Annotated in this window: 2 protein-coding genes; both read left to right on the top strand. The window is 43.6% G+C overall.

The features are described from left to right. The coding region (locus tag ACRCJ0_RS14755; protein WP_431390960.1) for a non-canonical purine NTP pyrophosphatase at positions 1-439 on the top strand (439 nt) is incomplete at its 5' end. Next, positions 417-911 carry a YfcE family phosphodiesterase gene (locus tag ACRCJ0_RS14750; protein WP_417893777.1) on the top strand — a complete coding sequence of 165 codons (495 nt, stop codon included), beginning with the start codon at positions 417-419 and terminating at the stop codon, positions 909-911. The genes ACRCJ0_RS14755 and ACRCJ0_RS14750, both read left to right, overlap by 23 nt. Positions 912-1,162 lie beyond the last annotated feature (251 nt).

Genomic DNA, 1,162 nt, shown 5'->3' with positions numbered 1-1,162 from the left:
CATTCCAGTCATTGCGGACGATTCTGGTCTAGCCATTGACGCATTAGACGGGGCACCAGGCGTTTATTCAGCCCGTTACGCAGGCCCTGAGAAGTCAGATGCCAATAACCGGAAAAAGGCCTTAACCGAGCTTGCTGACGTTCCTGACGCAGATAGAGGCGCGACTTTCCATACCTATTTAGTCGTTTCTGACGCACAAGGTCAAGTCATCAACCACTACCACGGCACTTTATCAGGTGTCATCTTACGTGAAGAGCGCGGGGAAAATGGTTTCGGCTATGACCCAATTTTTTACGTACCAAGTGAAGGGTTAACCACAGCTGAAATGTCAGCAGAGAAAAAAGATTCTTTAAGTCATCGAGGCAATGCTTTACGTTTACTAGCTAAAGATTTAGAAAATGGGGAGTTGAACTTATATGAAGATGCTAATCACGAGTGATAACCACGGCGACCACGAAGCGCTAGTCAACCTAGTCTTAAAAGCAGGGGATGACATTGATCTATTTATCCACTGTGGTGACTCTGAGTTATCAGAAGATGATACCATTTGGGGGATTTTCCATACTGTAAGAGGAAACACTGACTATGGCAACTACGAGGACGTCATTAGCTTAAATACCCCTGAAGGGAAGATTGTTGTGACCCACGGACATTTATATGGAGTAAAACAGAACCTGAAGAAATTGGTTGCCTTAGCGAAAGACAATCAAGCGGATGTCATCATGTACGGCCATACCCATGTCATGGATGACCAAGAAATTGACGGGATTAAAATCATTAACCCAGGTTCAATCCGCATTCCGAAAGGTAAATACCCATACCCATCATTTGCTATTTTAGATTGGCAAGGTGATAAGAAAGAAGTCACTTTCTACAATGCAGACTGGGAAGTTATTACAGAAGTAGGTTAAAAATACAAAAACCGCACAATCTATGTCCCAATTAGGACTTGATCGTGCGGTTTTTGTATATGTGTTTGTCATGACTATAGTTCTGCCCCTGAGTCATAAACAGGTTGTTTGTAGCCATTACGTACAAGCAGGGCTGTAAGTTGTTCATAGTAGTGTGAACGAACTGCCATCTTATCGCTATCTCTAGTATTGAATACTACACGGTAGAATAAGCGGCCGACAGCGTCACGTTGGTAACCCCAAACTTCCGC

Source organism: Aerococcus sp. L_32 (genome assembly GCF_050689315.1).
The sequence above is the reverse complement of the archived record's forward strand: the minus strand, read 5'-3'. Positions and strand labels throughout refer to the sequence as shown.

Bases quoted from the DNA above. Each gene is read 5' to 3' on its own strand.
- ACRCJ0_RS14750 (WP_417893777.1), top strand. From the start codon at position 417: ATGAAGATGCTAATCACGAGTGATAACCACGGCGACCACGAAGCGCTA.